Below are 26949 nucleotides of genomic sequence, written 5' to 3'. Positions count from 1 at the left end.
CTTATTCAGAGCCTCCTTAGAGATGGTAAAACGTGGCTAGACAGCGGGGCTTTCACCCTGGCTTTGGAAATATCTTGTGACCAGGCAGCCATAGTGACGGGGAAACCTGCGCCGCAGATGTTTCAGCTAGCTCTGAAATCCATGCGCTTACCTGAGCAAGAAGTCATAGTGATTGGAGATGATGTGTCCAGCGATATCATGGGAGCCAAACAAGCGGGCCTCCAAGGGTTCCTTGTGACAACGGGTAAATTTAAACCGGAACAGGTGAGTGAGCATGGCCTGAGTAGTGAATGCCTCCTACATAATATCGGTGATGTAATTACTATGTGTGCAAGTGAGGAGTAAGAAAAAATGAAACTCTTGAATATCGAAGTCACCTCTCGGGGCACTGTATTTGATGCTCGTTATGATATTTTCCGCAAAAACGGGGCAGAGGTTTATCATCTTACTATGGCGCATCAAGCATCGGTATACCCCAATTTTGCCGGCGTAAAATATCTGCCTACCCAGACATTGGACGCAGTGGTGGAAGTGGCTCGTCAATGGCATCGGGAGATCGGGTTTGATGCGGTAATCACCACTGATGAGGCCTCTGTCTTGTCGGCCGCTGCGATCGCGGACGACTTATCGTTACCTGGCGTTTCGTTAGATGCTGCAGCTAAAAGCCGGAATAAATATTACATGCGGCAAGCGCATCACGCCCATGGAGCACCCAGTCCAGACTTCGAGTTATGCTATTCGTTAGAGTCGGCGTTGAAGGCCGCTGAAACTATTGGCTACCCAGTGATCATTAAACCCACGTTAGGCGGCAATGCGGAACATGTATACCTGGTCCGTGATGAGCAGACACTCAAAGATCGCTTTCCCGTTGCGAGTGCGGCCAATCAAAACTACTCCTATTGTGTCCATGAAGCGAGCAGTGAAGCCTTGGGGCCAAACGCCATGTTGGTTGAAGGGTATCTATCTGGCTCTGAACACTGTATCGAAGCGTGGGTTTTAGAGGGGAAAGCTCATATCGGTTCTATCGCAGATCGTCTCTCTGTTGAACTCGATGTCTTTGATAACGACTTGTATCGAACACCCACTGCATTGGTTAATAATCAGATCGACTTGCTTGCTGCAGCCTTACAAGCCGGCGTTGAAGCTCAGGGCATAACACATGGTGTAGTCCATGCGGAGTTTCGCTTCCATCAGGGGCTTCCCTATATTGTTGAAATTGCCGCGCGGGTCGGAGGAGGCAGCCTCGCTAAGATGGCGAAACTAAGTTACGACTATTGTCCAATAACAACAGCCTACCTAGTCGCAACAAATCAGCCACCAGCGTGCGCAACCTTGTCTCCGACCGGAAAAGTTGCCGTGGGATTAACGATGCTGACTCGACAAGGTCGTATCAAAGATATTCACGTGCCTGATCTCGTTACCAATCATCCACAAGTGTTTAATTTGGCCATCCTCGCAAAGCCTGGGGATGTGCATCGTCGTCCTCCCGAAGGTAACGATATGTTTGGTTATATTGGTGTGGCTGGCCAATCTCAGCGAGAAGCCATTGAGTTAGCGAGTCGCCTGTTTGAGGAGATACGAATTGATTTCTATACCTATTCGGCGCATGAAGATAAGCACTTTGTAAAAGAAAACTCATGAGTCATTCGCAAGCTGGCGCGTTATTCGTGCTAGCATTTTTACTAATGGCGAACGCCAACGCGGTGTTATCAGGATGGTTACTTCAAACCTTGCACCCGTTTACCTTATTGTTCTGGAGCTTTTTAGCGACAAGTGTCTTTTTCCTGTTGCGCCTAAGGATCACACAAAGTTCCAAAGCGACCCGTATCTCTCGTGATTCGATCAGGCCCTTACTGCTGCTGAATATAGCGAGTAGTTTGAGCTGGATTGGTTACTTCTATGCGCTGCGCTATATCGAACCTGCGATAGTCAGCGCGTTAATGGGTGGAATTGGGCCACTGTTTGTCGTATTGAGTGGACTCGTCCTCTTACGAGCAATGTCATTACGTCAAGTGATCACCTCCACGGGGATTATTATTGGGGCCATCGTACTGGCTTGGGCATCCGTGTCGGAGCAATCCGCTGTGCAAAATGTCAGTCAGACTCATATCGTGGTCGGTTTGGCCGCGGCTCTAATCGGTGGTTTCGGACAAGTGCTAACCACCCTCTCAACCAAACGATTAGCCGACCAGAATTGGGATGCAAGCCAACTGATGGCCCATCGCTTCTACCTATTAATAGCAGTGTCAGGCTTTGCTGCATTTAATGGTCCGGGTTTGACGGTTCAAACTATACCAGACCTGTTTGGGTTGTTATTGGTTGGGATTTTTGGTGTTTTGGTCCCGTTATGGCTCCTTCAGAAAGGTATTATTCACTCATCATCTTTCACAGTTTCAGTGTTGTTAGCGCTTGGCCCACTGATGACGCTTTGTTTTCAAGGGTTCGATTCGAGACTAACGACCTCATTATGGTCGGCAATAGGGTGCGTTATCATTGTGGTGTCGACCGTCAACAACTTTCTAGTAGGTGGTGTAAAGCTCCCCTTCTCAGATCGGATTAAGGAAGCAACTAATGGTTAATGACGACGTCCGAATAATCCAAGTGTCCGACTTACACTTAGCTGAGGACCTCTCGTTTGAACTAAAAGGCGTGAATACTTACCGGTCAGCTTCACAAGCTATGCGGGCGATCAATGCGGCCACTGCAGATGCAGTGGTAGTCACAGGAGATATTTCAGAGGATGGCTCTCCCGCGTCATACCAACACTTTAAGGCATTATGCCATCAATATAATGTGCACGAACCCCATTGCCTGCCTGGCAACCATGACAACCTTGCGAATATAACGAGAGAGTTGAAGGGCATGCCTTACTGTGAGTCGTTGCGTTTGGGTAATTGGTTGTTTATCTTCGTGAATACTCATCGACAAGGTTTTGATGATGGCGCCATTGGAACTGACGAGTACCGAAGAATGACATCATTATTAATTCGCTATCCAGAACAACATGTTGCATTATTTATGCACCATCACGCTCTTCCAACCGGTAGTTCTTGGATAGATCAGTACCAAATACACGACGGGGGCACCTTTCTTGCTTGGTTGAGAAACTACCCTACTATTCGGGCAGTCATCACTGGACACATCCACCAAACGTTCTCTGCAATACAAGGGGGGGTCGCTTTCTATGGCACTCCTTCAACTTGTGTTCAGTTTGTTCAAGGTCGCGAGAAAGCGGAAGTAGCAGATCTTGGGCCTGGGTATCGTGAATTGGTATTCCGGGCTAACGGTGAGATTGCTACTCAAGTTGTTCATTTATCTTCCCTTTGACCTGCCCCCAGTCTTTAATCCAGCTGCTTCCTAGTAATGTCCGTTACTTTTGAATCAGTTTTTCCAAGTCGGAGAGCGGAGGCAAACTCCAAGGTTGTCTGATACCCCAAGGATGAATGCGGGCGCTGCTCATTGTAGTCCAAGCGCCAGTTGCTGATTTTTTCTCGGGCGTGAGCGAGATCCCGGAACCAATGTTCATTCAGGCACTCATCCCGGAATTTTCCGTTAAAGCTCTCGACGTATCCGTTCTGCATCGGTTTCCCGGGCTGGATCAGCTTTAGCTCGACGCCATGGCGGTAGGCCCATTGGTCGAGCGCTCTACCAGTGAATGAAGTGGACCCCAAATTTTGGACAGGTGCCTAAGCTCTGATTCATCATCTCCATAAGGAGGAGAATCATGAGCAAGAAACGCAAGCAATACAGCGCATCATTCAAGTCCAAAGTCGCCCTGGCTGCCCTCAAGGGCGACCAGACCACATCCGAAATTGCTGCCCGTTTCCAGATCCACCCCACCATGGTCAGCACCTGGAAGCGCGAACTGCTGGAGAATGCCCCGGGCCTCTTCGAAGGCAAGAAGAAGGCCGGCAAGCAATCCGATGAGCCCAGCACAGACGAACTGTTAGTGGCCAATTAAAGTGACCCACTACTGGCCATTAATTTTGACCCACCTCCGAGTGGCCGTCAGGCCACAGAACCAGCTACTGTCCCCCGCTTTTATCGATGGCCGGGGGCATGTCAGTGAAGGAGTGGGTTGTGATACACAAGATCAAGGCACTGCACGATAACGGCAAAGGGTTGTCGATCCGCGCCATCAGTCAGGAACTAGGGTTGTCCCGCAATACCGTTCGCAAGTACCTGCGAATGAATGAGAATGCGATTTCGGAACAGATTGAAGATCCCTCACGCACCAAGCGCCTCGACGATCACCGGGATTACCTGGTGCATTTGCTCAAGAAGTTTCCCAAGCTCAGCGCGGTCAAGATTGCCCGCAAGCTGCAAGCGAAGGTTGGTGAGTTACCGGCCTCGGACCGTTCCATTCGCCGCTACGTGCGAACGCTCAAGGAGGAAGTGGCCTCAGCCCAGATGCGCTACTACGAACCCATTCTGGATGACGTCCCCGGTGTTCAGTGTCAGGTGGACCCTGGCGAGTTACGTGGTGTGTTGATCGGTGGCGAAGAGCGCACGCTGCACTTCGTGGTGTTCGTGCTGTCCTACTCGCGGCTGATGTACGTGGGCATGGCATTCCGCCCTCTGGACACCCAGACCTTTATCCAGCTCCACGATGAAGCCCTGCGGTACTTTGGCGGTCTGCCGGAGGAGTGTGTTTACGATCTGACCAAGCTGGTGGTGATCAACGAGCAGTACCGGGAACTGACTCTCAACCAACGGTTCCATGAGTATGCCACCACCGCCGGGTTCCGGATCCATGCCTGCGAAGGCTATGACCCGGAGAGCAAGGGCAAGGTGGAAGCCGGCGTGAAGTACGTCAAGCAGGATTGCCTTTACGGTGAGGTCTTCCGAGATTCTGAGCACGTGCGCCAGCACGTGCAGGACTGGGTTGAGAGCGTGGCCACCACGGCACCACCGGTGAACCGCCCCGGGAGCGCTTCGAACGGGATGAGCGAGAACACTTGGAAGCTTACCTGTCACCAGCTTGCGTGCAGTCTGTGGCCCACGAGACACGTCGAGCCGACAAGACCGACCTGATCGCCTGGAAGGCCAACAAGTACTCCGTGCCCATGGCCTGGCAACAGGCCCGGGTGGGCGTTCTGGAGTCCGGCGGCCAACTCCACATCAGCGACCTGAGCACAGGCGACGTCATCGCCAGTCATGCTCTGTGTACCGACAAGGGCAAGGTGATCAAGAACACCCATCACTACCGCGATCATGCCCAACGGGTGACCACCCTTGAGAGCAAGATCAATGAGATGATCGGTAGCGAAATCGGGCAACGGTTGTGCCAGCAGCTCAAGCGTTCCGAGCCCAAGATCTACAAGGATCAGTTGGTGGCTACCCGTGATCTGCTCAAGCGCCATGCGCCCGTGGATCCGGCATTAATCACGACTCTGGCAGAACGCCCCGGCATGACCGCCACACGCCTGCAAAGCTACCTTGAAGCGGCCCAGACCGCCGTCCTCCGGGAACGGCAGCCAGAACCTCTGCCAGAACCAAAGCAAGCACTGGACCTAAGTGCTTATCGCCGTATTGGCCACTCCAGTGGCCAGGGGGTGACCCATGAGCCAGCTTGAACAGACCGTGTCCCGTTACCGCAGCCTGCGCCTGAGCGCAGCAGCCGATGAGCTGACCAACTTACTAGCGGAGGCAGAAGCCAACGAGATGTCCTATCTCAGCTTCGCGGACCGGCTTGCCGAACACGAATTGATCCAGCGCCAGGACAAGCGCATCCGCCGGAACCGGAAGATGGCCGCGTTCCCTGCCGAGAAGCGCCTGGAGGGCTTCGACTACCGGCACCAGACCACCATTACCAAACGTCAGGTCAATGCCTTGCTGGACTTCCAGTTCATCGACGAGCGGAACAACCTGGTGTTCATCGGCCCACCCGGTGTAGGCAAGACCCACCTGGCCATCGGCATTGGCTACAAAGCCGTGGAGGCTGGCTATCGAGTCCTGTTCCGCAACGCCCTGGATCTGGTGGAAGAGCTGGAACTGGCCGAGATGAAGGGTGAGCTGAAAAAGCGGGTCAGCGCATTGGCCAAATACGACCTGCTGATCATCGATGAGCTGGGTTATCTGCCCATGACGCGGCAGGCCCGGTACAACCTGTTCCAGCTGATCAACAGCCTGTACGAATACCGCTCCATCATCCTGACCACCAACAAGGACTTCACCAGCTGGGGCGAGTTCTTCCACGACGACAACGTGGCGGTGCCAATCATTGACCGGGTTATCCACCATTCACACATCTTCATGTTGGGAGGAGAAAGCTATCGGCTGAAGCAGAAAACCACGAACTAGACTATGAAAGGTGGGTCAATTTTATTGGCCAAAGGTGGGTCAAAATAAATGGCCATTGACACGAACTTTACCGAGAGATTGGCCGACTGACGGTGGAACGCGATTTTTTGTCGCGCAAGCTCGATCAGTAAGCCGTCAACAGCGGTTGGCGATGATCGAGCGTGGTCATCCCCAAGTCAGTCTTTCGCGCCAGTGTGAGCTGCTCAAGCTGAGCCGCTCATCGGTGTACTACGTCCCTCGTGAGCAGTGTCAGGAGGATCTGGATCTGATGTACCTGATTGATCAACAGCACCTGGAAACGCCGTACTATGGCTCTCGCAAGATGCGGGTCCACTTGCAGCACCAGGGCTATCGGGTCAACCGGAAGCGGGTGCAGCGGCTGATGCGCACCATGGGCATTCAGGCGGTGTATCCGCGCCCCAGAACCAGCATTCCGGGCGATGGGCACAAGGTGTACCCGTACCTGCTCACAGGGCTGAAAATCGACCGCCCCAACCAGGTGTGGGCAACAGATATTTCATATATCCCGCTGGCCCGGGGCTTCATGTATCTGGTTGCCATCATCGACTGGTACAGCCGCAAGGTGTTGTCCTGGCGAGTCTCCAACACCATGGACACAGACTTCTGCGTCGATGCACTGGAGGAGGCTCTACAGCGCCACGGAACACCGGAGGTCTTCAACACCGATCAGGGCGTCCAGTTCACCAGCGAGGCCTTCACAAGCGTTCTCAAAGAGCATGGCATCCGGATCAGCATGGACGGCAAAGGCTGCTACCATGACAACATCTTTGTGGAACGGCTCTGGCGCAGCGTCAAACACGAGTGCGTCTACCTCACTGCCTTCGAGGATGGCCGACACTTGAAGCAGGCGCTCCACCGGTACTTCCGGCATTACAATCAGACCCGGTACCACCAAACCCTTGATTACCAAACGCCCGATGAGGTGTACTACGGGCAACCCATATCTCTGGCAGCCTGAGCCAGCGAAACAACCGGATCATAGCTTAGGGACACCATCAGGTTGTCCAACTGACTGGGTCCACCTCAGAATTCAGGCCCCTGATCGGTCCTAACAGCTTTCGGGTAGCCTCGGAAGGCAGCGATACTATCCAGGGTGCGGGCGACCTGTTCACCTGATATTCCCATGGCCACGGGAATGTCGAGACACTCCTTGGTGAAGTCATCCACGATCGTTAGGCATTTGATCCTGCGGCCGTTAGCCAAGGAATCCATCACGAAATCCATGGACCAGGTTTGGTTTGGCGCATCAGGCAACACCAAGGGCTGCCGTTCCACCATCACGCCTTTACGGCGCTTGCGTTTACGGACGGCCAGGCCTGCCTCCCGATAAAGCCGATAAACCTTCTTGTGATTCACCTCAGCACCCTCACGACGCAGCAACTGGTGAACACGCCGGTACCCGAACCGGCGGCGTTCGAACGCAATGGCTTTGATGCGCTCTGTCAGCTCACGCTCTTCTGGAGAACGCTGAGACTGATACCGCATCGTTGCGCGGGATAACCCGACGAGTGAACAGGCTTTGCGCTCGGATATCGTCGTCTCCGACAGCATGATGCGCACAGCCTCGCGCTTGTTCCCGACGGTCAGTACTTTCGGTTGAGAGCCGCCTTCAGAGCTTCTGTGCCCAGCATGGACTCGGCTAGCAATTTCTTGAGCCGGGCGTTCTCTTCCTCCAGGGCCTTCAAACGACGGGCTTCAGAGACTTCCAGGCCGCCATACTTCTTGCGCCAGGTGTAGAAGGTTGCGTCTGAGATGTTGTACTTGCGGCACAGCTCTTTGACCGGCAGGCCAGCCTCGGCTTCCTTCAGAATGGGAATGATCTGTTCTTCGGTGAATCGCTTCTTCATGTTCATCGTCCTCTCTGGTGATGAACATTACTAAGATCAGAATGGATTAGAAAGTTGGGTGCAGGTCAGGCCGAGTACGTGGCAGGAACCGATCGCACTCACCGGCTATTAACACGGCTTTCGAGATCCCGGATTGAGTCGACGATTTCCTCAAAGTCCGGAGGTGTCGAGTACATCATCCCAGCACCCACCATTTTCTCGTAGTCACCCCGCAACCCCTCCAGAGTATCGGTCTCCGGCAATAGCTTCAGCCGTCCATCCAGACACTCGTCATAGTTCGCGTAGCCCGTATGGAAGAAAACTTTCTTGTGACGAACTACATCCTCTAAAAGCTCCCGGTTTTTGACCGCTGATCGGCCGGCAGGATGCTCTGCAAGCATCACCAAGTCGTACCAATGTCGGGACAACCTTTCAGCACTGTCCCTGAGCTTACCCCTACTACATTCAACATGTATGAGCGTCGCTTTCTCCCAGAATGTCCGTTCCGGCGAGAGCACCACGACCTCACTGCTCGGATAGACGAGGTCTTGCGTCAGCTCAGAGATGTATGGGCAAACTATATGAGTTTCATTGGGATCGATGACATTTCTGCCACCGAGCTCAATGAGTACCTGCGACCGAATATATTGGCCCGAATCCTCTATAACCGATGGGTAAGTGACCCAAATTTTTTCACCGCCATCGTCTAGCTCAACGGTGCGATGCTCGGATACTGGCAATTTAGCCAATTCACTTTCTAGGTGTGGAACGACCACTTCGTTCGCATAGGCAAAAACATAACTTTTCAGTCGTTCACTAAACTGCTTGGTTTTGGTACGACTTACGCCCCCTGCGAATGGGTCAAAGCCGTCCTCGAAGGCCCTGTAATCCAACGTGATATCGACATCCTCGGAAAAGCGATCAATCACATCGTAAACTTTGGAGAGCGATGTACCACCTTTAAAAGCCATCGGGTGCGCACCAGGCATGGAGAACAGCGCCTGCAGAGTCCAGCAGCCCCATACATCCTTTTCCAAAACAGATGCACTGCGAGCCAGTTGAGGTGCAACAGTTTGAAGGATATCGCGTTGTTCCTCCGCGGAAAGTTCGAGAAATACCTGCTCAGCCATGGACACGGCCAGTCTCATATTGCCTGAACACCTCGCTCATCCAGGCCGGCATACGGGAGGAAAGCAACGTCTCGAACTCTTCTTCGCTCAACCCCTCTTTGATCCGCTTCACTACCTCGGTACTGATGTTGTTTTTACCCAGATACCAAAGAGCAGAGAGGGCCAAGCCAGGTCTTTTGCCCGCATGCTGAAGCTTTCTCTGACTGCTGGTGTGCACAAGCCTCACTTTAAGTTTACCGATGCAAATTTCTCGGGTGGGGCCACTAGTGTAGTAAACCGGTGCCGTTGGCATTTGCGTACTGAGCTTGAAGCGGCGAGCCGCTTCTGCCCCGTGAACCTGAATGGTTTCTCCATGCTCTTTCGCGATCACCTCAACCACACGCGACACGTCGGGCATCACCACCCCGACAAACCTGCTTTGCTTTGGCCGGACAAACACGCCCCTTGCAACCCGCTGAATCACACCCGCCTCTACTAGCCTAGACATAGCCTTATCCACAGCTGCGCGTGACCCGAGCCGAAGAAACCTTGTATTTGTAAAGGGCTCACCTTGCGGGAGCTTGACTATTTGACGCTCAATGGACTCTTTCACGGACATGACACACCTCCAAGCATTGTCAGAAAAACTACTATTTTTTCGGACACTATTCAAGCTTGATCGACGTGACAACATCGATTTTTGCTGACGTATTGGCGGAGCCAAGCCTCATCAACATCCTGAATTTTCACCTAGCAACTCAGAAATGACCTCAAAGACATAGGGGTAAATGCCAGCGCATTGCGAAGTTCTCGGACCTGCAACATTTAACGTCCCTATCTGATTATCGATGCAAAATTCCCGGATCTTCTCAACAGCCAGGCCCGGCTCTACTACAGAAATATCAATCAGCTTTAGCGGTTTCCGCTCCTTCAGAGCCATAGAAACAGTCAATGCTGTGCCGCCCTTGAGCTCGTCGCGATAGAAAACAAGCGTACCGTCGCCTGTCTGAACATTTTTTCGGGTTCGGGCTCGATAGCCTCCAGTGATTTCCGTAAGCGGGTAGCGCTCCGGTATCGTCCCATCCTCTGCTAGGCGCCCTTTTGGGCAAGCGCCCGCGATCGGGTAATCCCGGTCTATCGCCGCATCAAGTGCCGCGCGGTCGGCACCAGTCTGACCACCGCTAATGACTTTCATTGGATACTGCTTCATATCAGTCGTTTTCAATCTTTAAGCCTCCCAACGGCGATCAGATCTGTCGCCACATCCATCGGAATTGGATAGCCTTTCCACCACGCCACTCACCCAGTCGAGCGGCCTTTGAGTCTGACGATCAAAAGCAGGCCATACCTACTAATCAGACATTCATCAATGCTGTCATCGATCAATTCAGACAACGTCATCTGGAGTATCACAGGTTCGTTTGAAGCGGAACAAATCGAAACCTCCGCAACTGCCGAGAGAAAGCCCATGTTTTACACCGTCGATGAAGTGAGTAGCCGTTACAAAGTCTCAACTAAAACTATATGGCGCTGGGTCAGAGAGGGGAGATTTCCCCGACCGGTCAAGGTCGGCCCGGGGACAACTCGTTGGAGGGAGGAAGACCTGCAAGCTTTTGAAGAGGGCTTGCAGTGAGTCGTCACCACTGTATGTCGCAATACAAACAACCTCGCCTAATCAAGAAGCCACGCGGAAATGGCATTTCTCCGAGCGAATCGTGCTCGATAGATTTGATCGTAGCATGATGGCAGGAATGCTATTGTTTATTTAATTCAACGATGTAGTTTTCTCCGGACCCTAAAGCGTGTCCGATTTCCGGACACTGAAATCCTGACAATTCTGCACTCCCCGACCCGACAAAATTGGATCCAAATGTCCGTTTAGAGTGCCTGGAGGGCACCGATCAAATGTCCTGTTTCCGGACATTGGTTACCTGACAAAGGTGTGCCAAACTTCGGCGCTAATTGGCTTAAAATGCTGATATATCGGGATTTTGGAGGCTGGTGTTTTTTGCTTTAGGCATTTGATCTTTCAGACTTTTCACCGATTTAGACCGGTTGCTGCCTACCTTCGAAGGCGCACTCCGGAGGCGAAGGTCTCAGGTTCGAATCCTGACGGGCGGGCCATTAAATTGGAAAATCAATGAGTTAGCATCAAGGCAATACCCTCACCTGTATCGCTCGCGCCTGAGCAGTCCAAATACCTCCGATTCAATCAGTGACCTTTGCACGGTAAGATTAAAAGCGGGAGTTTTTCTCCATTATTGCGCCTGTGCCCGAATGGTGCCTTGGCGGTGCCCAGTTAATTCGGGCGAATGCATCGCGAGCTACTAAAGTGACCTTTGCACAGTTTGCACCTAACTACCTTCATGGCACAGCCTCGCAGCACCATCCAAGCAGACATTTTCAGCTTTGGTCGCAAAGCGGACATTCAGAATGTATCAAGTTTATGAAAAATTATGGGATTCGAAGCAGCATAATTGAGTACTACAAGGCCAACCGCCCGCGATTCTCGTCTAGTAAGGGTGCTGACGAGTGATACCTACCCGCACAAAGATGACGCTCAGACCTGGCGCAACGACTGATCTCTGGATAGAACTCTGAAGCCCTCTGCTCAACCCAACAAGGATAGGTGCGTATTCCGGCGAACGTGAACACCCATACCGGTTGAACGTGAACACCATTTTTCTTAACGCATCACCCACCGGAGTTTTTACTCCGGGTGTTCACGTTCAGTCAATTTCCTGAAGTCGTTTTCTCATCGATTCCCCCTTCAGAGCCCAGCGATGGGCGTTGTGCATGAGCCGGTCCAGGATGGCGTCAGCCAGGGTGTTATCACCGATGGCGGCATACCACTGATCGGTAGGCAGTTGACTGATGATCATAGTCGAGTGCGTGCCGTGACGGTCATCCATGATCTCCATCAGGTCGTTCCGGTGTGCCGGTTTCAGGGCTTCGAGTCCCCAGTCATCCAGGATCAGCAACTTCACTTTGGCCAGCTGGTTCAGCGTCTTCTGGTAGGTGCCGTCAGCCTTGGCCTGAGTCAGTTCCAGCAGTAATCGGGAGATCCGGTAATACCGGGTGCTAAGGCCGTTCAGGCAAGCCTGATGCCCCAGTGCACAGCCCAGGTAGGTTTTACCGCTGCCGCAGGGGCCGGTAATCAGCAGGTTCTGACCACGCTCCAGCCAGTCGGTCTGAGCCAGTTGGGCCACTTGAGCTTTCTTCGGATTGCGTGGGTGCTGGTAGTCGATGTCCTGGATCGAGGCACGGAGCTTGAAGCGGGCCTGGCGTACCAGGCGGTCCTGTTTCCGGTGCTCTCGGGTCTGGAACTCCCGATCCAGCAGCAGTTCCAGGCGCTCGGCGAACGGCAGTTCGTCGTAGGTGCCCGGCTGGTTTTGCTGGTGTTCCAGGGCGGCAGCCATGCCGCCTAACTTCAGGTCTTTCAGTCGTGCCAGGGTCTGTGTTGTGCTCATGGGTGATGTCCTAGTGGAAGCTCTTCGGGCCACGGATATTCTCGTGGTGTTGAGGGAGTTCGGCGTTCAGGGGCAACTGCTCCGGCAGCTTGTCCCGGTTGCTCCGGAGAATGGCCTTGATGTGCTTTAGGCGATTCAGACCTTCCCGATTGGCGATGCGGCAGCCGGCATTCAGGCGTTGGTTGGGGTACTCCCGAGTCAGGCTGAGTAGCCCGAGACAGACCCGGTAGGCCTGCTCCGGGTGTTCCCGCTCAGCCAGTCGATCACTGACCCAGGTCAGCGTGTCTGGCCCGATGTCCCGGGCCCAGTTCTTGAGACGCCCCGGGGTCCATTGCTGCTGTTTTCGATGCCGGGCAGGCATATGACCGGCTTCGGTGGTGGTGCCCGGCCTGTGACGCCGTGGGTGACTTGCCACCTGGCGTTGCCGGAAGTGGACCTGCACCAGATGATCGCTGGCCTGGACTTCCACCTGCTCGCCCACGTACTGGTGCGGTACCGAGTAATGATGCTGGTCGAACTCGATGTGGTAATCGATATTGACCCGGCAACGCCGGATCTCGACGTACTCATAGGGCTGTTTCGGCAAGGGACGCAGGGCTGGCTGATCCAGTGTCTCGAAGGCGGTTTGCCGGTTACCCGGGAGCCGCCGGAACGGGCGGCTGTTCAGCTCTTCAAGCAGTGACCGGATGCACTGGTTGGCTTCGGCGAGAGTGAAGAAGGTGTGGTGACGCAACCGGGCCAAGATCCAATTCTCCACGATTTGCACGCCGACCTCCGCCTTCGATTTGTCCTTGGGCTTGTAGGGCCTGGCCGGGAGGATGGCCACCTGATAGTGCTCGGCCAGTTGCTGGTAGCTGGGGTTTAGCTCTGGATCGTACCGACAGGCCTTGCTGACACCGCTGCGCAGGTTGTCCGGCACGACCATCTCCGGAATGCCACCGAAGAACTCAAAGGTACGCACGTGACTGGATAGCCAGTCTCGCAAACTCTGGCTCCAGGTGGCTTCAGCGTAGGTGTAGTTGGAGGCCCCAAGCACCGCCACGAACACCTGAGCGGTGCGTACCTCACGGGTCTGCGGGTTGATGATCGGCACGGTCGGGCCGCAGTAATCCACGAAGCACTTCTCCCCGGCCTTATGGGTCTGGCGCATGGAGTGCTTCTGCTGCTTCAGCCATTGCCGATAACGGTCACAGTACTGGGAGTAGCTGTAACAGCGATTGGGATACTGAGCTGTGTATTCCTCCCACAACAGCTGCTTGGTCATCCCTTTACGCTTGAGTTCCTGATGAACGGTGGCCCAGTCAGGCACCTGGTAGCGAGTCGATGTGGTGGGATCGGCACCGGGATAGAACAGGGCCGCAAGGCGGCCATCGTCCAAATCCTCGGGCAACGGCCAGTTGAGGTTCAGGGCATCGGCCCGGGCTAACAGCTTCTGGATGGCCCCGACACTGGTCTTGGTGCTGGCACTGATCTGCCGGATCGAGAGCCCGGCTTCCAGCCTTAGGCGAAGCACCTCTCTGATTTTACGCATTAGAATTCTCTTTGCTGGCACAACTCCGCTCCCCAGAAAAAGGAGTCAGAGTAGCAAACGGTCTAATAAACAATGCGTTAAGAAGGATTCCGGTTGAACGTGAACACCGTTTCCGGGAATGTGAACGCTGATTCCGGCATCGTGAACACCGATTCCGGAAAATCCGGAAAAGTGTTCACCTTCAATCGGAATGACTGTTCACGTTGAACCAGAATCGGTGTTCACGTTCGTCCGGAATGGGTGTTCATGATGGGCCGTAATATGCAATAGGGGGATGCGTGTCTTACGGGCACTCTATCATTACAAATTAGTAACTTACGAACAAAGTTGGCCCCACCTGTCGGTGGCCCGACAGGTCCAGCCAGCTTGATGGAAACCTATCAGCCTCTTACAGACCTGACAACGACGCGCAGGAAATTAGCCGTCGATCACATCAATTGACACACAGACAAAAGCCTGACTACACTAAATCTTAATTCAGAATTCTATTCTGCACAGCAAAACAATAACCTCAAAAGAGCGCATACATGATGACAACAAAAAATATCATTTTAATTTCTCTTCTTGCCGGGAGCGCAACCACTGCGTGGGCTGCAGAAAATGTCGATCTGCCAGCCACCATCGGAATGACTGCCTATGGCACCAGTTCGGCCGGCTATAGCCAGATGGTTTCTATCGGCAACCTGCTACGTAATGAGTACGGCGTATCCCTGCGGATCCTGCCTGGCGAGAACGACGTTTCCCGGATGACACCACTTAAAACCGGGCGCGTACCGGTTTGTTCCTGTGGCATTGCCGCTTATTACGCCGCCGAAGGCGTACTGATGTTCTCCGAGGACAACTGGGGGCCGCAGCCGGTTCGGGTTATTACCACCTCCATTGCCAGTTTTGGCCTGAGCATTGCTGTAGCCGGCGATATCGGCGTAGAAACCCCCTATGACCTCAAGGGCAAACGCATTTCCTACATTCGTGGTGACGATGCCCTGAACCTCGGCACCGAAGCCATGCTGGCCTTTGGCGACCTCACCTGGGATGACGTGGAGCGGATAGACTTCCCGGGATACGGCAGGGCCTTTGAAGGCATTGTTGCCAATCAAAGCGATACCGCATTTACCGTTTCTGTCGCCGGCGGCCCACAACAGCTTTCCGCCAGCCCGCGCGGTATATCCTGGCTGGAGCTTGATCCTGAGGACACCGAGGGCTGGGAGCGACTGCGCTCCGTGGCTCCCTATTTCCAACCGCACCGGGTTACTTCCGGCGCCGGCATCAGCAAGGATGAGCCTTGGATTGGTTCCAGCTATCCCTACCCCATCATCATCGCCAACGCCGATGCCGATAAAAAACTGGTGGACGGGCTGATTCGTGTCTTCACCGAGGATTACGACAAGTACAAGGACTCCGCACCAGGCAATGCAGGCTATGCGCTGGAGAACCAGAATCTCAACTGGGTCATCCCGCTGCATGATGTGGTCGTCGACTACTACAAGGAAATCGGCCACTGGACGGAAGATATGCAACAGCACCAGGACATGCTGGTACAGCGCCAGAATATCCTCCTGGACACCTGGGAGAGCTACACCAAGGCCAACCCGCCTGCCGACAAGGAAGCCTTCAAAAAGGGCTGGATGACGGCGCGGGCAGAAGCACTTCAAGCGGCTGGCATGAATCCGGTATTCCGGTAAAACCTGCTGTCCTTGTTGAAACCTGATTCCGGTGTAAAGACAAGGGGTCTGTTACACCGGAGTTCTTTCAGGAGTCTTACTGCATGTCTGAAACACACAACACTGAACCATCGAAAGAAAACGTCAGCGGCATCCGGCGGCTTTCCGGCGGATGGCCATGGATCCCCAGGGTTGCAACTCTTGTCCTGACACTGCTGACGATTGACTACCTGTTCAATTTGCAGCTGATCAATATTGTTACCAAAGTGGAAAGCCAGTTTTTCTATGTGGTGGTGGCACTTATGCTACCGCTGGTTTTTCTGCTTTGGCCAATGTCACGCCACGCTTCCCGGAACCAGGTTCCCTGGTACGACATCATCCTGTTCCTTGCCGCCTCGGTTATCTGCGGGTTCTTTGTCTACAACGCGGAAACTATTCTGGATTACGGCTGGGAATACGCGGCACCACAATACGCCGTAGTGTTCAGCTTCCTGTTCTGGGTTACTGTCATCGAAGCCATTCGCCGGGCCGGCGGCCTGCCGATTGCCATGATTGTCGGTGTCGCCAGCCTGTACCCGATATTTGCAGACAAGCTGCCGGGCCCCATCCAGGGCTTTCCATCTGCCCCCGACCAGACCGCGATCTACATGGCCATGAGTCGAGAAGGCATCATGGGCGTGCCCTTGCAAGCCTTTGCCAACATCGTGATCGGCTTCCTTCTGTTTGGCGTCGCCCTGCAGAAAACCGGCGGCGGTCGTTTCTTTATCAACCTGGCCTTCGCATTGCTGGGCCATGTTCGGGGCGGACCGGCAAAGGTTGCGGTTTTCTCCAGCGGCCTCATGGGATCCATGAGCGGCAGCGTAATCACTAATGTGATGACAACCGGAGTGATGTCAATTCCGGCAATGCGCCGAGTCGGCTTCAGCCGTTCCTACGCAGCCGGCGTAGAAGCCTGTGCTTCTACAGGCGGCGTTCTGATGCCACCGGTTATGGGTGCCACCGCGTTCATCATGGCCGCGTTCCTGAACATTCCCTACGGCACCATTGCACTGGCGGCAGTCGTGCCCTCCGTACTGTATTTCCTCGGCCTGTTTATCCAGATTGATGCCTATGCTGCCCGCAACAAGCTTCAGGGCCTGCCCGCCAGTGAATTACCATCGCTCAAGCAAACATTAAAGGAAGGCTGGTACTTCATCTTCGTGTTTGCCCTGCTGATCTGGATGCTGTTCTTCCTGCGACGAGAGGCCACGGCACCATTCTTTGCAACGGTTCTCTTGCTGGTGATCAACCAGGTACTGCCCTACCAGCGCTGGAAGTGGCAAGACGTGAAGGACTTCTTCGCAGAGTCAGGGAAGCTGTTTGCAGAGCTGATCGCGATCCTCACCGGTGTTGGCTTGCTGGTAGGTGCACTGTCGGTTACCGGGCTGTCAGGCACTATTGCCAATGACCTTATCTACCTGGCCGGTGGCAACACCCTGGTACTGCTGTTGATGGGAGCACTGACCAGCTTTGTGCTCGGCATCGGCATGACAGTTACAGCTGCCTATATTTTCCTGGCGGTTGCGCTGGCACCGGCCCTAATAAACGGCGGCGGCATGGATCCCCTGGCCGTTCACCTGTTCATCCTTTACTGGGGCATGCTCAGTTTCATCACCCCACCGGTTGCCTTGGGCGCCTTTGCCGCTGCAACGGTTGCCGGCTCCAACGCAATGAAAACCGGTGTGGAAGCCATGCGGCTGGGCAGCGTGATCTACTTTATCCCGTTCCTGTTTGTGCTTAATCCGGCGCTGATCTTTCAGGGCACCTGGAGCGAGATTCTCCTGGTGATTGTACAAGCACTGATCGGGGTAACGTTGATAGCATCGGCCATGCAAGGCTGGCTGATCGGGGTAGGCTCTCTGGCAGCAAGCAAGCTGTTGCAATGGCCAATCCGGCTGGGACTCATTGCCGGTGGCATGATCCTTGCTACCCCCGGTGGCGGACCGGTTCCGCTGACCAATCTGGAATTGTCTCTTATTAGTGCTGCGTTGATCATTCCTGCGGTCATCGCCGCCGCACTGACGCACAAGAGCTACGAAAGAAGGGAAAAGGCCCTGGCCTGAGACGGTCCTGCCCGGAGGGTGATGCACCCTCCGGGCTATTCATTCACAAAAAGCCGGCAAGTCTCTGGCGCACAATCCCTTCGGCCTCGGCCATGATTCTGCTGACCAGCTCATCGCAGGAAGGGATATCATTAATCAGCCCAACAACCATGCCACAACTCCAGGCAGCTTCATCCATCTTGCCTTCCTGCAGCACCAGCTTACCCTTTGCACCTGTGACAAGGTGACGGATATCGTCAATGGTTTCCTGATCACCCTTTTCACTCTCAATCCGGATAATTTCCCGCACGGCGGCGTTATCCATCACCCGCTCGGTGTTCTTCAGGTTACGCATGATCAGCCGGGTCTGCAGTTCATTGGCGTCCACAATTGCCTGCTTCACGTTCTCATGAACCGGCGCTTCTTTGGTAGCCAGAAAACGGGTGCCCATATTCATGCCTTCGGCACCCAATGCCATAGCCGCTACCAGGCTCCGGCCATCGGCCATCCCGCCAGATGCAATGAAAGGTATCTTCAGCTCTTCGGCTGCACGAGGCAGCAGAATGAAGTTTGGCACATCATCCTCACCGGGATGGCCGCCGCATTCAAAGCCGTCCACACTGACGGCATCACAACCGATTCGCTCGGCCTTCAAAGCGTGGCGAACAGACGTGCACTTGTGGATAACCTTGATACCCGCAGCCTTCAACTGCCCCATGTACTGTTCAGGACTCCGGCCAGCGGTTTCAACCGCCTTGACACCGCTGCGGATGATGACGTCAATGTACTCGGGATAAGGCGGCGCGTTGAAGGACGGCAGGAAGGTCAGGTTGACGCCGAAGGGTTTATCCGTCATCTGCTGGCAGCGGGCGATTTCACTGGCGAGATGTTCAGGCGTAGGCTGGGTCAGGGCGGTAATCATGCCCAGACCACCGGCATTGGATACCGCCGATGCCAGTTCGGCAAAGCCTACGTTGTGCATGCCACCCTGTACGATCGGGTGTTCGATTCCAAATAACTCCGTAATTCGTGTTTTCACGGCATCACTCTTTTGTTGTTGATAAATGTTTCCGGTCTCTGAAACGCGAAGGAGCCGCTGCTGCGGCTCCTTCATTGTCTTGCGATTACAGCTGCAGCGAACGCACTTCCAGAAACTCCTCAAGCCCCCACTTGCCGAACTCTCGCCCGATACCGGAATGGCCAAAACCACCAAAGGGAGCCAGCGGGTTGAAGCCGCCACCGTTCACCGTCACCTGTCCGGTCCGGAGTTTTGCGGCAAAAGCCTTTGCCTTTTCCTGATCCGCCGACCAGACCGCTCCAGACAGCCCGTAGGCAGTGCCATTGGCGATACGCAAGGCTTCTGCCTCATCGTTGTAGGGAATCACGCACAGCACCGGGCCGAAAATCTCTTCCTGGGCGATTGTGCTGTTCGGGTCTACATTGCCAAACACGGTTGCCTGTACAAAGTAACCCTTGTCCAGGCCTTCCGGCGCGTCCGGGCCGCCGGCTACCAGGGTGGCGCCTTCCGCAACACCGAGCCGGATGTAATCCACTACCCGGTCCCGCTGCTGCGCGGAGGCCAAGGGGCCCAAACGGGTGGCTTCGTCCAGCGGGTTGCCCGGGGTCATTCTGGCCGCGGCTGCAGCCGCCAGCTTGCACGCCTCGTCATGGCGATCGGCGGGCACCAGCAGCCGGGTCAGGGCGGTGCAGGTTTGTCCGGAGTTGAGCAGGCAGTTGCTCACTGTGCCTTTTACTGCGGCTTCCAGGTCAGCGTCCGATAAAACAACCGATGCCGATTTGCCGCCCATTTCCAGCGCAATCCTCTTGAAGTCATCCGCAGCGGCATGGGCAATGGCATGACCGGTGCGGGTGGAGCCGGTGAATGACAGCATGCCCACATCCGGATGCCGGATCAGGGTTTCACCAACGGTTTGCCCGGCCCCGCATACCATGTTGAACACACCCGCCGGCAGGTCGGTTTCATCCAGAATGTCAGCGAGGATAAAGGCTGCCTGCGGCGCAATCTCAGAGGGCTTCAGCACGACAGTGCAGCCGGCAGCAATCGCGGGTACTACCTTCAAAATGATCTGATGCAGCGGGTAGTTCCAGGGCGTAATACAGCCCACCACCCCGACCGGCGCATATTGCACTTCCGAGTTACCAGACTGCTCAACGAACGGAAACTCCGGCAACATATCGGTATAGGTCTTGGTTACAGTTGCCGGCAGGCCAGCCTGGATTGCCGTGGCAAGCTTCAGTGGCATGCCCACTTCCCGGCTGACCGCTTCCGCAATTTCCGGTGCCCTTTGCTTGAGTCCAGCATGCAGCTGGCCAAGCACGTTCACCCTTTGCTCTACAGAACTTTCAGACCAGACCTCAAATGCTGCATGCGCAGCGGCAATTGCCAGCTCCATCTGTCCCGGATCGGACATGGGCACCCGGGCAATCACGTCGCCGGTGGCCGCTTCATGCACATCCGCCATGTCGCCGTTCCAGTCGACCCAGCTACCATTGATGTAGTTCTTGTTCAGAATCTTCATGTTTTTCCCTCAGTCGAAGACAATCACGCCACGGGCGTTCTTGCCGGAGATCATGTCGTCAAAGGCCTGAACAGCTTCACCTATGGAGTAAGTCTGGGTGATCAGCTCATCGAGTTTAAGCTTACCCGCACGGTACAAACCTAGAAGCCGCGGGAAATCATGTTGCGGACGGGCTGAACCCAGCCAGCTGCCCTTCAGGGTGCGCTCGTCGGCAGGCAGGGTGAGCGTAGTAATCGAGGTTTTGTCTTTCGGGTCAGCAACGCCCACCACGACGGCGGTACCACCGCGCCCGAGAGACTTGTAGGCTTGCTCAACCACGGCACCGGCACCAACACACTCAAAGGCGTAATCCACGCCGCCGGTCAGTTTTCTGATGGCCTTGGCGGCATCGTCCACTTCATTGAGGTCAATCGTGTGGGTGGCACCGAATTCCCGCGCCATGGCGAGCTTTTTCGGGTTGTTGTCCACCGCCACAATCATTTCGGCACCGGCGGTTGCGCAGCCCTGAACGGCGTTCAGGCCAACACCGCCAATACCGAACACCGCAGCCCTGGAACCCGGCTCCAGGCCGGCAGTATTAAATACAGCACCCACACCGGTCATCACGGCACAGCCCACCAATGCGGCGTTCTGTAGTGGCACATCCTCTGCAACCTTCACGCAGTTATCCACATGCAGGGTTGCATACTCCGCCATCACGCCACAGGCGCCGAACACATTCAAGGGCTCGCCCTGGCTGTCGCGGGTTCGAACGGTTCCATCGGGCAGTGTAAACATCGCCTTGCGGGCGTTTTCGCACAGCACCGGATGGCCACGCACACACTGGCGGCACTTGCCGCACATTGAGATAAACGAACTAACAACGTGGTCGCCTTCACTGAAGCCTTCCACACCTTCGCCAACTTCAACCACCACACCGGCCGCCTCGTGGCCCAGCACCAATGGCGGCGGGTACTGAATCTTTCCGGTGGTGGCTGAAAGGTCGCTGTGGCACACGCCGCAGGCGGCAACCTTGATAGTTATCTCGCCGCGCCTTGGCCCCTCCACAGTAATCTGTTCAATCTGTACAGGCTTACCCCACTCCCGGCAGACCACCGCCTTTGCTTGTCTGTCCATTACCCTGACTCCTGTTGTTTTTGTGTTGATTCAGAGTTGGCGAGGCCGGTCAGAATGCCTCGTCAAACATATCCAGTGCCGTTGAGTCCACCGATTGCAGCAACTCAGCCGTTGCAACCACTCCGGGCAATTCGTACCGACAGAAATAATCGCAGGCGCGCAACTTACCCTGATAGAAGTCCTCCGTCTGCTCACCGGGCCCGCCTAGTCCGACAAGGGCTTTCAGGGCCTGTCGCACCCAGAGCCAGCCGACAACCACCTGCCCGAAGGCGTCCAGGTACAGAGTGGCATTTGCCAGTGCTTTTTCCTTGTCACCGGAGGCCTTTACCTCATTGATCACCCGGGTAGCTTCAATCATTGCTGACAGGGACCGCTCAAGCAGCCCGGCATTAGAAGCCAGCCGTTCCTGCTTGCGGGCCTCGGCAATAGTGGCTTCAATCCTTCGCACCAGTTCGCGATAATACCGGCCATCGGCCATGGAAACCTTGCGACCAAGCAGGTCGATGCCCTGAATACCATGGGTGCCCTCGTGGATCGGGTTAAGCCGGTTATCCCGGTAGAACTGTTCTACCGGATATTCCCGGGTGTAGCCGTAGCCACCATGCACCTGAATTGCCAGGCTGTTAGCTTCGAGACAATAACGGGAAGGCCAGGACTTGATCACCGGCGTGAGCAAGTCGAGCAGCCCGGCAGCAAGCTCACGCTGCTCGCCAGTTTCCGCAAACTTCTTCTCGTCCACCAATGCTGCACCCTGCAGACAAAGCGCCAGCCCACCTTCTACATAGGCCTTCTGGGCCAGCAGCATACGCCGGATATCAGCATGGCGGATCAGAGGCACCTGGGGGCTTTCCGGATCCTTTTCTCCAACCGGACGCCCTTGCTGCCGCTCGCGGGCATACTCAAGGGCATGAAGATAGCCGGTGTAACCCAGCATCACCGAACCCAGACCAACACCAATCCGGGCTTCGTTCATCATGTGGAACATGGCAGCCAGGCCCTGGTGGGGCGAGCCAACCAGATACCCGACCGCCCCCGCTGCCTCACCAAAGTTCAACATGGTAGACGTCGTGCCACGGTATCCCATTTTGTGAATCAGGCCAGCCAGGGCGACATCGTTTCGCCCCCCCAAAGAGCCATCTTCGTTAACCAGGACCTTCGGCACCAGAAACAGGGAAATTCCTTTTACGCCGGCCGGGGCCCCAGGTAAACGCGCGAGTACCATATGAATGATGTTCTCGCTCAGCTCGTGATCACCACCGGAGATGTAGATCTTGTTACCAAATAACCTATAACTGCCATCTGCCTGTGGCTCTGCTCGAGTGCGCAGATCTCCCAGAGAGGAACCTGCATGGGGCTCGGTCAGGCACATGGTGCCGAAAAAACGCCCCGCCAACATCGGCTCGGCGTAACGGCTTTTCTGCTCGTCGGAGCCATGTGCCAGAATCAGGTTAGCAGCCGCAATAGTCAGCCCGGCGTAGCCCTGAGTCCCTACGTTGGCGCCTTTGAGCATCCCCACACACATCTGGGCAACCGCACTGGGCAACTGCATGCCACCGCGCTCGTAGTCCTGGCTGGCCGCCATCAGACCAGTACTTTTCAGTACGTCCAGCGCCTTGTGAACTTCCGGGCGCATGTGCACACGGCCATTCTCGAAGGTCGGCTCTTCTTCATCCACCAAGCGAGCATGGGGTGCGAACTCCTCTGCGGCAACTTTCAGCGCCAGGTCCAGCGCCGCCTGCAGCGTTTCACGACTATGGTCCTGATAGCGCTCAAATCTGAGCACCTTCTCTACTTCATGAAGTTCATAAAGCTGGAAAGCCAGGTCCCGGGTACTGACGATTTTCTGCTGCATGACGGCGCTCTCCGTTTATACCACTTCGAACAGGCCGGCTGCGCCCTGACCGCCGCCAATGCACATGGTGACCACCACATATTTGGCACCCCGGCGCTTGCCCTCAATCAGGGCATGGCCGGTAAGGCGGGAACCACTCACACCATAGGGGTGACCCACAGAAATAGAGCCGCCATTCACGTTCAGCTTTTCCATCGGAATACCCAGACGGTCGCGGCAGTAGACCACCTGGGATGCAAAGGCTTCGTTCAGCTCCCACAGGTCAATGTCGTCCATGGTCAGGCCGTTGCGGGCAAGCAGGCGTGGAACAGCAAACACCGGGCCGATACCCATCTCGTCGGGCTCGCAGCCCGCAACAGCAAAGCCACGGAAAATGCCCATGGGCTCGATGTTATGCTTTTCGGCATAGGTGCTGTCCATGACCGTACAGACGGAGGCGCCATCAGAAAGCTGGCTGGCGTTGCCCGCGGTAACAAACTGGCCCGGGCCACGTACCGCGTCCAGTGAGGCCAGCCCTTCCAGTGTGGTATTCGGGCGGTTGCACTCGTCCCGGTCCAGGGTTACCTGTTTTTCGCTCACTTCACCGGTTTCTTTGTCTTTAACCAGCATGGTGGCGTCGAACGGCACGATCTCGTCGTCAAACTTTCCGGACTGCTGGGCCGCGGCGGTGCGCTGCTGGGAAATCAGTGCGTACTCATCCTGGGCTTCACGGCTTACGTTGTAACGCTGGGCGACAATATCGGCCGTTTCGATCATCGACAGGTACAGTTCCGGCTTGTTCTTCATCAGCCATTCGTTAGTAGCACGGAAGCCATTAAGTTTGTCGTTCTGAACCAGGGAGATGGACTCTACGCCACCAGCCACGATGGCAGGCACCTTCTCCGACATCACTCGCTGCGCAGCAATAGCAATGGATTGCAGGCCGGAGCTGCAGAACCGGTTAATTGACAGCCCGGCCGTAGTAACCGGGAGCCCGGCGCGAATAGCCGCCAGGCGTGCCATGTTCTTGCCCTGACAACCTTCGTGGAAGGTTGCGCCCAAAATGACATCTTCAACAATGTCAGGATCAATTCCGGCACGCTCAACGGCGTGCTGGATAACGTGCCCGGCCAGATCAACACTGTGCGTGTTGTTCAGGGCACCACGATAGGACTTGCCAAGGCCGGTACGCGCGGTCGAAACGATGACAGCATCAGACATAAGATGAACTCCTTATAATTATAGATCGCTGAACTTGCGGCCTTCCGCCACCAGCTTCTCGAGCAACGGCGCAGGCTTCCACTGCTCGCCACCCACTGTGTTGTTGTAGTTCTTCACTGCCGCCAGAATATTGTCCAGCCCAACCTGATCTGCCCAGAACATGGGGCCGCCACGGTAAGCCGGGAAACCGTATCCGTAGATCCAGACCACGTCGATATCCAGGGACCGGTCAGCGATGCCTTCCTCCAGGATCTTCGCACCTTCGTTGACCATTACATACATGCAACGCTCAAGGATTTCCTGGTCGGTAACCTCCCGGGCTACGATCCCCTGTTCCGCGCGGAAGCTTTCAATCAGCTGTTCCACTTCCGGGTCGACAACAGGCGCGCGGCTACCTTCCTCATATTTGTATACGCCAGCCTGGGTTTTCTGTCCCAGACGACCCTGCTCAACCAGCTTGTCCATCCAACTGGCCGGCACATCTTCACCGGCGTTACGACGCTCTTCACGAATACGATAACCGACATCAATGCCGGCCAGGTCAGACATCGCAAACTGCCCCATCGGGAAGCCCAGATCTGTCAGCACCTTGTCCACCTGCTGCGGCGAGGCGCCTTCGTTAACCAACGCCATGGCCTCGGCACCGCGCTTGTGCAGCATCCGGTTGCCCACAAATCCGTGACAGTTGCCAACCATCACGCCGACTTTCTTGATCTGCTTCGCTACTGCCATGACAGTGGCTTTGACTTCGTCGGACGTCTTGCTGCCGCGAACATTCTCCAGCAGCTTCATAACGTTGGCCGGGCTGAAGAAGTGCATGCCCACAACGTCTTCGGGGCGTTTGGTAGCCGAGGCAATTTCGTCAATGTCGAGGGTGGAGGTGTTAGACGCGAGAATGGCGCCCGGCTTGCACACTTCATCCAGCTTGGCGAAGATCTCTTTCTTGACGGCCATGTTCTCAAAGACGGCTTCAATCACCAGGTCGACGTCGCGGAAGTCATCGTAGCTCAGGCTGGTTTTGATCAGCCCCATGCGTTCTTCCACCTGCTCTGCAGTGAGCTTGCCTTTCTTGGCGGAGTTTTCGTAGTTGCGGCGAATTACGGCAAGGCCTCGATCAAGCGCGTCCTGTTTGACCTCAACGATGGTGGCAGGAATGCCCACATTGGCGAAGTTCATGGCAATACCACCACCCATGGTGCCGGCACCGATAATACCCACACTCTTCACCTCACGTACCGGAGTGTCCTTGGCCAGGCCTTTGACCTTGGAAACCTCGCGCTCGGCAAAGAACGAATGAATCAGGCCAGCACGCTGCGGCGATTCCATGCATTCCTTGAACAGTTCACGCTCACGCTTCAGGCCCTCGGCAAACGGCAAGGTGAAAGCTGCTTCTACGGCGTCGACACACTTGAAAGGAGAGAACAGGCCACGGGCTTTTTTGGCCAGGCCAGCACGGAACTGGTCAAAGACATCGCTGCCCTTGTCAGCTTCAACCTTGTCGGCAATATCACGCACCCTGCGCACCGGAGCACCTTCAGCTGCCAGTTTCCGCGCATAGGCCAGCCCAACCTGGCGAATATCGTCACCGCCTTCAACAGCATCAACAATGCCCAGAGCCAGCGCGTCTCTGGCGCCTACGAAGTTGCCAGACGTAATCATTTCCAGTGCCTTCTGGGCACCCACAAGGCGAGGCAGGCGCTGGGTACCGCCAGCACCGGGCAACAGACCAAGCTTTACTTCAGGCAAACCCACCTTGGCAGACGCCAGGGCAACCCGATAGTGACAACCCAGAGCCGTTTCCAGGCCACCGCCCAGAGCGGTGCCATGAATAGCGGCAACAATGGGCTTGTCGCTTGATTCATAGGCATTGATCACATCGGGAAGACCCGGCTCCTGCAAAGGTTTGCCAAATTCACGGATGTCCGCGCCAGCAATGAACGTACGGCCTTCACATACCAGCAGGAGGATGTCTGCTTCTGCATCCTTCTGGCCCTGTTCCAGGGCGGCAACCAGACCGGCACGCACAGCATGGCTCAAGGCATTGACCGGCGGGTAGTTTACGGAAATGACACCAACATTCCCTTCACGGGTATAAGCAACAACCTCTGACATAATCTCCCCTCGCCTTTTATGAAATATGGTTTTGTCTAGCGAAATCAATTAACGATTTAATACAAGTTCAGCCCTTATTTCAACCACCGTTTCGATTCAGGCATAAAAAAACCGCAGACTTTCGTCT

At 55.2% G+C, this 26949-nt stretch carries 20 protein-coding genes, 1 tRNA gene and 4 pseudogenes; 12 read left to right on the top strand and 13 right to left on the bottom strand.

Going from position 1 to position 26949, the window contains the following annotated elements:
• From Q674_RS31635 to Q674_RS31620, 4 genes are all read left to right on the top strand, one after another.
• Window positions 1–345 (top strand): HAD-IA family hydrolase (locus tag Q674_RS31635; RefSeq protein WP_023008995.1); only part of this gene is annotated, 345 nt, incomplete at its 5' end.
• Window positions 346–351: 6 nt separating this feature from the next.
• Window positions 352–1641: an ATP-grasp domain-containing protein gene (locus Q674_RS31630; protein WP_023008994.1), complete on the top strand. Its 1290-nt coding sequence runs from the start codon at window positions 352–354 to the stop codon at window positions 1639–1641.
• The gene (locus Q674_RS31625) at window positions 1638–2579 is read left to right on the top strand and encodes a DMT family transporter (RefSeq protein ID WP_023008993.1); all 942 of its coding nucleotides are present in this window, start codon (window positions 1638–1640) and stop codon (window positions 2577–2579) included. Before Q674_RS31630 ends, Q674_RS31625 begins: the two co-directional genes overlap by 4 nt.
• Window positions 2572–3327: a metallophosphoesterase gene (locus Q674_RS31620; RefSeq protein WP_023008992.1), complete on the top strand. Its 756-nt coding sequence runs from the start codon at window positions 2572–2574 to the stop codon at window positions 3325–3327. Before Q674_RS31625 ends, Q674_RS31620 begins: the two co-directional genes overlap by 8 nt.
• A 14-nt stretch (window positions 3328–3341) precedes the next feature.
• Here Q674_RS31620 and Q674_RS40890 read toward each other — a convergent pair.
• A pseudogene (locus Q674_RS40890) lies at window positions 3342–3656 on the bottom strand (integrase core domain-containing protein); the annotation flags it as partial.
• A gap of 68 nt (window positions 3657–3724) precedes the next feature.
• On the opposite strand from Q674_RS40890, the gene Q674_RS31615 reads away from it, so the two are divergent.
• From Q674_RS31615 to Q674_RS31600, 4 genes and pseudogenes are all read left to right on the top strand, one after another.
• Entirely contained in the window at window positions 3725–3961 is a 237-nt protein-coding gene (locus Q674_RS31615; protein WP_023008990.1) for a transposase, read from the top strand.
• A gap of 119 nt (window positions 3962–4080) precedes the next feature.
• Window positions 4081–5576 (top strand): annotated as a pseudogene (gene istA / locus Q674_RS31610) (IS21 family transposase).
• Window positions 5563–6303, top strand: coding sequence for an IS21-like element helper ATPase IstB (istB, locus tag Q674_RS31605; protein WP_023008987.1), 741 nt, complete (start codon window positions 5563–5565; stop codon window positions 6301–6303). The pseudogene istA (Q674_RS31610) and the gene istB (Q674_RS31605) overlap by 14 nt, the downstream one beginning before the upstream one ends.
• A 178-nt stretch (window positions 6304–6481) precedes the next feature.
• A pseudogene (locus Q674_RS31600) lies at window positions 6482–7258 on the top strand (IS3 family transposase); the annotation flags it as partial.
• A gap of 92 nt (window positions 7259–7350) precedes the next feature.
• Here the strand turns inward: Q674_RS31600 and Q674_RS41455 are convergent.
• The 4 genes and pseudogenes from Q674_RS41455 to Q674_RS31575 form a co-directional block, all read right to left on the bottom strand.
• Window positions 7351–8171: pseudogene (locus tag Q674_RS41455) on the bottom strand (IS3 family transposase); the annotation flags it as partial.
• Window positions 8172–8269: 98 nt separating this feature from the next.
• Entirely contained in the window at window positions 8270–9280 is a 1011-nt protein-coding gene (locus Q674_RS31585; RefSeq protein ID WP_023008983.1) for a nucleotidyl transferase AbiEii/AbiGii toxin family protein, read from the bottom strand.
• On the bottom strand, window positions 9273–9878 hold the full coding sequence (locus Q674_RS31580; protein ID WP_011783945.1) for a DUF6088 family protein: 606 nt from the start codon (window positions 9876–9878) through the stop codon (window positions 9273–9275). The genes Q674_RS31585 and Q674_RS31580 overlap by 8 nt, the downstream gene beginning before the upstream one ends.
• A gap of 111 nt (window positions 9879–9989) precedes the next feature.
• The gene (locus Q674_RS31575; RefSeq protein ID WP_227501219.1) at window positions 9990–10484 is read right to left on the bottom strand and encodes a putative molybdenum carrier protein; all 495 of its coding nucleotides are present in this window, start codon (window positions 10482–10484) and stop codon (window positions 9990–9992) included.
• A gap of 144 nt (window positions 10485–10628) precedes the next feature.
• Here Q674_RS31575 and Q674_RS41605 point away from each other — a divergent pair, with 144 nt between their 5' ends.
• Window positions 10629–10892, top strand: a complete 264-nt coding sequence (locus tag Q674_RS41605; RefSeq protein ID WP_023008981.1) for a helix-turn-helix transcriptional regulator — start codon at window positions 10629–10631, stop codon at window positions 10890–10892.
• A gap of 408 nt (window positions 10893–11300) precedes the next feature.
• Window positions 11301–11383: transfer RNA gene (locus Q674_RS41115), tRNA-Arg, on the top strand.
• A gap of 605 nt (window positions 11384–11988) precedes the next feature.
• On the opposite strand, the gene istB (Q674_RS31565) is transcribed toward Q674_RS41115, so the two are convergent.
• Both istB (Q674_RS31565) and istA (Q674_RS31560) read right to left on the bottom strand, forming a co-directional pair.
• A complete protein-coding gene (istB, locus tag Q674_RS31565) occupies window positions 11989–12729 on the bottom strand; it encodes an IS21-like element helper ATPase IstB (RefSeq protein ID WP_023008980.1) in 741 nt (246 codons plus the stop codon).
• A 10-nt stretch (window positions 12730–12739) separates the two neighbouring features.
• Window positions 12740–14281, bottom strand: a complete 1542-nt coding sequence (gene istA / locus Q674_RS31560; protein WP_031210166.1) for an IS21 family transposase — start codon at window positions 14279–14281, stop codon at window positions 12740–12742.
• Between the two features lie 506 nt (window positions 14282–14787).
• Here istA (Q674_RS31560) and Q674_RS31555 point away from each other — a divergent pair.
• The gene (locus Q674_RS31555; protein ID WP_023008977.1) at window positions 14788–15942 is read left to right on the top strand and encodes a TAXI family TRAP transporter solute-binding subunit; all 1155 of its coding nucleotides are present in this window, start codon (window positions 14788–14790) and stop codon (window positions 15940–15942) included.
• Between the two features lie 83 nt (window positions 15943–16025).
• The gene (locus tag Q674_RS31550) at window positions 16026–18023 is read left to right on the top strand and encodes a TRAP transporter permease (protein WP_023008976.1); all 1998 of its coding nucleotides are present in this window, start codon (window positions 16026–16028) and stop codon (window positions 18021–18023) included.
• A gap of 43 nt (window positions 18024–18066) precedes the next feature.
• Here Q674_RS31550 and Q674_RS31545 read toward each other — a convergent pair whose 3' ends face one another.
• The 6 genes from Q674_RS31545 to Q674_RS31520 form a co-directional block, all read right to left on the bottom strand.
• Complete coding sequence (locus Q674_RS31545; protein ID WP_031210164.1) at window positions 18067–19041, bottom strand: NAD(P)H-dependent flavin oxidoreductase; 975 nt, start codon at window positions 19039–19041, stop codon at window positions 18067–18069.
• Window positions 19042–19126: 85 nt separating this feature from the next.
• Window positions 19127–20542: an aldehyde dehydrogenase family protein gene (locus Q674_RS31540; RefSeq protein ID WP_023008974.1), complete on the bottom strand. Its 1416-nt coding sequence runs from the start codon at window positions 20540–20542 to the stop codon at window positions 19127–19129.
• Window positions 20543–20551: 9 nt separating this feature from the next.
• A complete protein-coding gene (locus tag Q674_RS31535; RefSeq protein ID WP_023008973.1) occupies window positions 20552–21658 on the bottom strand; it encodes a zinc-binding dehydrogenase in 1107 nt (368 codons plus the stop codon).
• A 49-nt stretch (window positions 21659–21707) separates the two neighbouring features.
• Window positions 21708–23510 (bottom strand): acyl-CoA dehydrogenase, encoded by a 1803-nt coding sequence (locus Q674_RS31530; protein ID WP_023008972.1) that lies wholly within the window; start codon window positions 23508–23510, stop codon window positions 21708–21710.
• A 15-nt stretch (window positions 23511–23525) separates the two neighbouring features.
• Entirely contained in the window at window positions 23526–24710 is a 1185-nt protein-coding gene (locus tag Q674_RS31525; protein ID WP_023008971.1) for an acetyl-CoA C-acyltransferase, read from the bottom strand.
• A gap of 18 nt (window positions 24711–24728) precedes the next feature.
• On the bottom strand, window positions 24729–26822 hold the full coding sequence (locus Q674_RS31520; RefSeq protein WP_023008970.1) for a 3-hydroxyacyl-CoA dehydrogenase NAD-binding domain-containing protein: 2094 nt from the start codon (window positions 26820–26822) through the stop codon (window positions 24729–24731).
• Window positions 26823–26949: the final 127 nt, after the last annotated feature.

The sequence above is a fragment of the Marinobacter sp. EVN1 genome (assembly GCF_000475375.1).
GTDB lineage: Bacteria > Pseudomonadota > Gammaproteobacteria > Pseudomonadales > Oleiphilaceae > Marinobacter > Marinobacter nauticus.
The sequence above is the reverse complement of the archived record's forward strand: the minus strand, read 5'-3'. Positions and strand labels throughout refer to the sequence as shown.

Bases quoted from the DNA above. Each gene is read 5' to 3' on its own strand.
- Q674_RS31525 (WP_023008971.1), bottom strand. From the start codon at position 24,710: ATGTCTGATGCTGTCATCGTTTCGACCGCGCGTACCGGCCTTGGCAAG.
- Q674_RS31550 (WP_023008976.1), top strand. From the start codon at position 16,026: ATGTCTGAAACACACAACACTGAACCATCGAAAGAAAACGTCAGCGGC.
- Q674_RS31530 (WP_023008972.1), bottom strand. From the start codon at position 23,510: ATGCAGCAGAAAATCGTCAGTACCCGGGACCTGGCTTTCCAGCTTTAT.
- Q674_RS41605 (WP_023008981.1), top strand. From the start codon at position 10,629: ATGCTGTCATCGATCAATTCAGACAACGTCATCTGGAGTATCACAGGT.
- Q674_RS31625 (WP_023008993.1), top strand. From the start codon at position 1,638: ATGAGTCATTCGCAAGCTGGCGCGTTATTCGTGCTAGCATTTTTACTA.
- istB (WP_023008980.1), bottom strand. From the start codon at position 12,729: ATGAGCACAACACAGACCCTGGCACGACTGAAAGACCTGAAGTTAGGC.
- Q674_RS31520 (WP_023008970.1), bottom strand. From the start codon at position 26,822: ATGTCAGAGGTTGTTGCTTATACCCGTGAAGGGAATGTTGGTGTCATT.
- Q674_RS31535 (WP_023008973.1), bottom strand. From the start codon at position 21,658: ATGGACAGACAAGCAAAGGCGGTGGTCTGCCGGGAGTGGGGTAAGCCT.
- Q674_RS31540 (WP_023008974.1), bottom strand. From the start codon at position 20,542: ATGAAGATTCTGAACAAGAACTACATCAATGGTAGCTGGGTCGACTGG.
- Q674_RS31580 (WP_011783945.1), bottom strand. From the start codon at position 9,878: ATGTCCGTGAAAGAGTCCATTGAGCGTCAAATAGTCAAGCTCCCGCAA.
- Q674_RS31555 (WP_023008977.1), top strand. From the start codon at position 14,788: ATGATGACAACAAAAAATATCATTTTAATTTCTCTTCTTGCCGGGAGC.
- Q674_RS31585 (WP_023008983.1), bottom strand. From the start codon at position 9,280: ATGGCTGAGCAGGTATTTCTCGAACTTTCCGCGGAGGAACAACGCGAT.
- istB (WP_023008987.1), top strand. From the start codon at position 5,563: ATGAGCCAGCTTGAACAGACCGTGTCCCGTTACCGCAGCCTGCGCCTG.
- Q674_RS31630 (WP_023008994.1), top strand. From the start codon at position 352: ATGAAACTCTTGAATATCGAAGTCACCTCTCGGGGCACTGTATTTGAT.
- Q674_RS31615 (WP_023008990.1), top strand. From the start codon at position 3,725: ATGAGCAAGAAACGCAAGCAATACAGCGCATCATTCAAGTCCAAAGTC.
- Q674_RS31620 (WP_023008992.1), top strand. From the start codon at position 2,572: ATGGTTAATGACGACGTCCGAATAATCCAAGTGTCCGACTTACACTTA.